Raw genomic sequence first — 4613 nt, 5'->3', positions numbered from 1 at the left:
AGCCCGCCCTCACCGGAGCCGAGACGTGCGACCTGCTGGTCGTCGGCGGCGGCTACAGCGGGCTGTGGACCGCGCTCCTCGCGAAGGAGCGCGACCCCGAGCGGGACGTCGTCCTCGTCGAGGGCCGCGAGTCGGGCTGGGCCGCCTCCGGCCGGAACGGCGGCTTCTGCGCCGCCTCGCTCACCCACGGCCTGGCCAACGGCCTCGCCCGCTGGCCCGACGAGATCCACAAGCTCCAGGAGCTGGGCGCCCGCAACCTCGACGAGATCGAGGCGGCACTCGCCCGCTACTCCCTGGACTGCGACTTCGAGCGCACCGGCGAGATCGATGTCGCCACCGAACCCCACCAGGCCGCCGAACTGCGCGACTGGCACGCCGAGACGGAGCGCCACGGCCTCGCCGACGGCATCGAGTTCCTGGACGCCGACGCCGTACGGGAACAAGTCGACTCACCGACATTCCTGGCCGGACTCCACGACCGCCGGGGCGTGGCCCTGCTCCACCCGGCCAAGCTCGCCTGGGGCCTCAAACGGGCGTGCCTGGGCCTCGGCGTCCGGGTCTACGAGCACACCCCCGCGCTCACCCTGAAGCCGTACGGCGCCGGCATGGCCGTCCGCACCCCGTACGGCACGATCCGCGCCCGCAAGGTCGCCCTCGGCACGAACGTCTTCCCCGGCCTCGTCCGGCGCGTCCGCGCGTATACCGTCCCGGTCTACGACTACGCGCTGATGACCGAGCCGCTCTCCGCGGGCCAGCTCTCCTCCATCGGCTGGAGGAACCGGCAGGGACTCGGCGACAGCGCCAACCAGTTCCACTACTTCCGGCTCAGCGCCGACAATCGCGTCCTCTGGGGTGGTTACGACGCCATCTACCCGTACGGCGGCCGGGTGCGCGCCGAGTACGACGACCGGCCGGAGACGTACGCCAAGCTCGCCGGGCACTTCTTCACCTGCTTCCCGCAGTTGGAGGGCGTCCGCTTCACCCACGCGTGGGGCGGCGCGATCGACACCTGCTCGCGTTTCGCCGCGTTCTTCGGCACGGCCCACCAGGGCCGGGTGGCCTACGCGGCGGGCTACACGGGCCTGGGCGTGGGCGCGACCCGGTTCGGCGCGGACGTGATGCTGGACCTGCTGGCGGGGGAGCGCACCGAGCGCACGGAGCTGGAGATGGTCCGCACGAAGCCCCTGCCCTTCCCGCCCGAGCCCTTCGCCTGGACCGGTATCGCCCTCACCAAGTGGTCGCTGGCCCGCGCGGACGCCCACGGCGGACGGCGCAACCTGTGGCTGAAGGCGATGGACCGGCTCGGTCTGGGCTTCGACAGCTGACGCGCACGGCGGGCGACGGGGCGTGCGGCGGCGCTCGTGATCCCTCAGCGCACACCCTGCTCCGCTGTGATGCCCCGTTCACCACCAGAGCCGTCCGGAACCCGCGTAATGATGCTTCGGAAACCCTCTCTCCGCCCGTGGACGCGACCGGCGTCCACAGCGGAACCACAGAGCAGCGCCACAGAGCAGCACCACAGAGAGGAAGTCCCGCCATGACTGGGGCCAAGACAGCGGTCGATTGGCTGGCATCCGTTGCTCCGGATCCCGACGCCTGCCGCCAGGAGTGGGAGCGCAGCCCTCTCGGGGTCGCGCTGCTCCCGGCCGGAAGGGCCTGGGACGTACTGATCCTGCCGGCCGGGCTCGGCCGTCCCACGCTCGACGTGCTGACCCGCTGCCTCGACCGGCCGGGGCCGGTGCTCAGCGACTTCGGTGACGACCGCACGGGCTTCTTCGTGCCCCCGGGCACGGCGAGCCGGTGGCTCGGCACGGGCGTGCGCTCCGCGGGACGCGGCACCTGGATCGTGGTGCCGTATCCGGGACGGCGGAGCGGCGACATCCGCTGGCTGGTCCCGCCGGACGGCACCGGCACACTCACCGATCCGGCGCTGCTGGAACTGGCGATGCACGAGGCGGCGGCCGGTCTGGCGCGGGACGGGGGGCGGTAGCCGTCAGGGGGCTTGCACGGCCGGGCCTGCGGACCTTCGACGGCCGCTCCGGCCGAGGAACAGCCGGAGAGACAGCAGCAGCACGGCGCACAGGCACCAACTGGCCACCACGTCGAGTGGCCAGTGGTAGCCGCTGCGGACCAGACCGAGGGCGACCCCGAGGTTCAGCGCGAGGCAGACGAGGACGACCGGGCCGCGCGTGCGCCGGCCGCGCAGCCAGGGCCACAGCACGAGGACCGCGCCTCCGTACGCGATGGAGGCGGTGGCCGTGTGGCCCGAGGGGTAGTAGCCGGTGCCGCCGCCCATGATCGGTGGGCCCGGGCGGTCGAGCAGCTCCTTCAGGGGGACCACCAGTGCCGGTACGAGGGCCATCAGGACGCCCGCCGCCACGGAGGGTGTCCACCAGTGGTCTGTACCGGCTCGGCGGGCGCGCACAGCGACGTACCCGAGCACGACGGCCAGGACGGGGACGGCGACCGTGACATTGCCGAGGTCGGCCAGGAAGACCGAGAAGCCGTCCCGGTGGACCAGCTCGCCGCTGAGGCGTTCGTCCGCGCGGGCGAGCGGGCCGTGGACGGCGATCTGCCAGGTGACCAGCGCGAAGAGGAGGACCGGAAGGCCCAGGAAGAGAAAGAAGAAGAGGAGGGAGGTCGGCGACCCCGGAACAGGGGGGGTGGTTCCGAGGCCGCCGTCCAGACCGGTGTGCCGCACGCCCCGGGGGGTTTGGGGCGAGCGGCCATCCGATCGGTGAGGAGATCCGGAGCCGGAAGCTCCGAGTGTGTGCGCGAGGGCACGACCAGGGCGAAGCTGGGGAGGCCTCGACCCGGTGTCACCCACAGTCCCCTGTGGGCGGGGTGTATCTCTCATCTGGCTAAGAACCTACGGCAGGAGAAACGGCTGCGACAGACGGAATCGGGTCCTCACGGCCACCTTGCACACGTTCTTCACTCCCTCTGCCTCTTGTCGTCGCGCACCGGAATCCGGCCGGGATTCCGGTTGCGGGAAGCGTGGGACGTCAGGGATGAATGGGGGTGGCCGGAGGGATTCCGGATAGTGGTCACGGGCTCATCTGGGCACGCACTGGACTCATCCGTGCCCAGGTTCGACGACCCCGTACTCAGATGCGCGAGAACGCCTGCTCGATGATGTCGAGGCCCTCGCCCAGCAGGTCCTCGCCGATGACCAGCGGGGGCAGGAAGCGGAGGACGTTTCCGTAGGTGCCACAGGTCAGGACCAGCAGGCCCTGCTGGTGGCAGGCCTTGGCGAGCGCTCCGGTCGCCTCCGGGTTCGGCTCCTTGGTGGTGCGGTCCTTGACCAGCTCGATCGCGATCATGGCGCCCCGGCCGCGGATGTCCCCGATGATCTCGAACTTCTCGGCCATGGCGGACAGACGCGCCTTCATCGTCGCCTCGATCGCCTTCGCGCGCGCGTTGAGGTCCAGCTCCTTCATGGTCTCGATCGAGCCCAGCGCACCCGCGCAGGCGACCGGGTTGCCGCCGTACGTGCCGCCGAGGCCGCCCGCGTGCGCGGCGTCCATGATCTCGGCGCGGCCGGTCACGGCGGCGAGCGGCAGACCGCCCGCGATGCCCTTCGCCGTGGTGATCAGGTCCGGGACGATGCCCTCGTCCTCGCACGCGAACCACTGGCCGGTACGGCAGAAGCCGGACTGGATCTCGTCCGCGACGAACACGATGCCGTGGTCGGTGGCGAACTCCCGGAGCGCCGGCAGGAAGCCCTTCGCCGGCTCGATGAAGCCGCCCTCGCCGAGCACCGGCTCGATGATGATCGCGGCCACGTTCTCCGGGCCGATCTGCTTGGTGATCTGGTCGATCGCCTGCGCGGCGGCCTCCGGGCCGGCGTTCTCGGGGCCGGTCGGCCAGCGGTAGCCGTACGCCATCGGCATGCGGTACACCTCGGGCGCGAACGGGCCGAAGCCCTGCTTGTACGGCATGTTCTTGGCCGTCAGCGCCATGGTCAGGTTCGTCCGGCCGTGGTAGCCGTGGTCGAACACGACGACCGCCTGGCGCTTGGTGTAGGAGCGCGCGATCTTGACGGCGTTCTCGACGGCCTCGGCGCCGCTGTTGAACAGGGCCGACTTCTTGGCGTGGTCGCCCGGGGTGAGCTCGGCCAGCGCCTCGGCGACGGCGACGTACCCCTCGTACGGCGTGACCATGAAACAGGTGTGGGTGAAGTCCTGGAGCTGGGCCGAGGCCCGGCGGACGACGGCCTCGGCGGAGGCGCCGACGCTCGTCACCGCGATGCCGGAGCCGAAGTCGATGAGCCGGTTGCCGTCGACGTCCTCGATGATGCCGCCGCCCGCCCGCGCGGTGAACACGGGCAGCACGGAGCCCACGCCCTGCGCGACCGCGGCGGTGCGACGGGCCTGCAACTCCTGCGACTTCGGGCCGGGGATGGCGGTGACGACGCGGCGCTCCTGCGGAACTGCGGTCATGAGGGGCTCCCTGATGATCTTGCGTACGAGTGTGTCGGCGTCCGGGTGTGCCGGCGCGTACGGGTGTCGGTGTACGGGTGTCGGCGGCCCGGCGTCGGCGGTCCGCTCCGACGTGGGGCGTTTCCGGACGCTTGCCTTCTTTTCTCGCAGGCTAGGGCGGGGGAGGCTGGC

At 71.5% G+C, this 4613-nt stretch carries 4 protein-coding genes; 2 read left to right on the top strand and 2 right to left on the bottom strand.

Annotated elements, in window-relative coordinates; translation table 11 throughout:
* A partial coding sequence (locus FPZ41_RS45005) for an NAD(P)/FAD-dependent oxidoreductase (protein WP_152870526.1) occupies positions 1–1325 on the top strand: 1325 nt, incomplete at its 5' end.
* Positions 1326–1537: 212 nt separating this feature from the next.
* Entirely contained in the window at positions 1538–1990 is a 453-nt protein-coding gene (locus FPZ41_RS45000) for a hypothetical protein (protein WP_152870524.1), read from the top strand.
* A gap of 3 nt (positions 1991–1993) precedes the next feature.
* On the opposite strand, the gene FPZ41_RS44995 is transcribed toward FPZ41_RS45000, so the two are convergent.
* Positions 1994–2701 (bottom strand): phosphatase PAP2 family protein, encoded by a 708-nt coding sequence (locus FPZ41_RS44995; protein ID WP_322621539.1) that lies wholly within the window; start codon positions 2699–2701, stop codon positions 1994–1996.
* 406 nt (positions 2702–3107) lie between these two features.
* The gene (gabT, locus tag FPZ41_RS44990) at positions 3108–4442 is read right to left on the bottom strand and encodes a 4-aminobutyrate--2-oxoglutarate transaminase (RefSeq protein WP_152870521.1); all 1335 of its coding nucleotides are present in this window, start codon (positions 4440–4442) and stop codon (positions 3108–3110) included.
* Positions 4443–4613 lie beyond the last annotated feature (171 nt).

The sequence above is a fragment of the Streptomyces acidicola genome (assembly GCF_009377235.1).
Taxonomy (GTDB): Bacteria; Actinomycetota; Actinomycetes; order Streptomycetales; family Streptomycetaceae; genus Streptomyces; species Streptomyces acidicola.
Note: the sequence above shows the minus strand (reverse complement) of the source record. Positions and strands in the feature narration are given on the sequence as shown.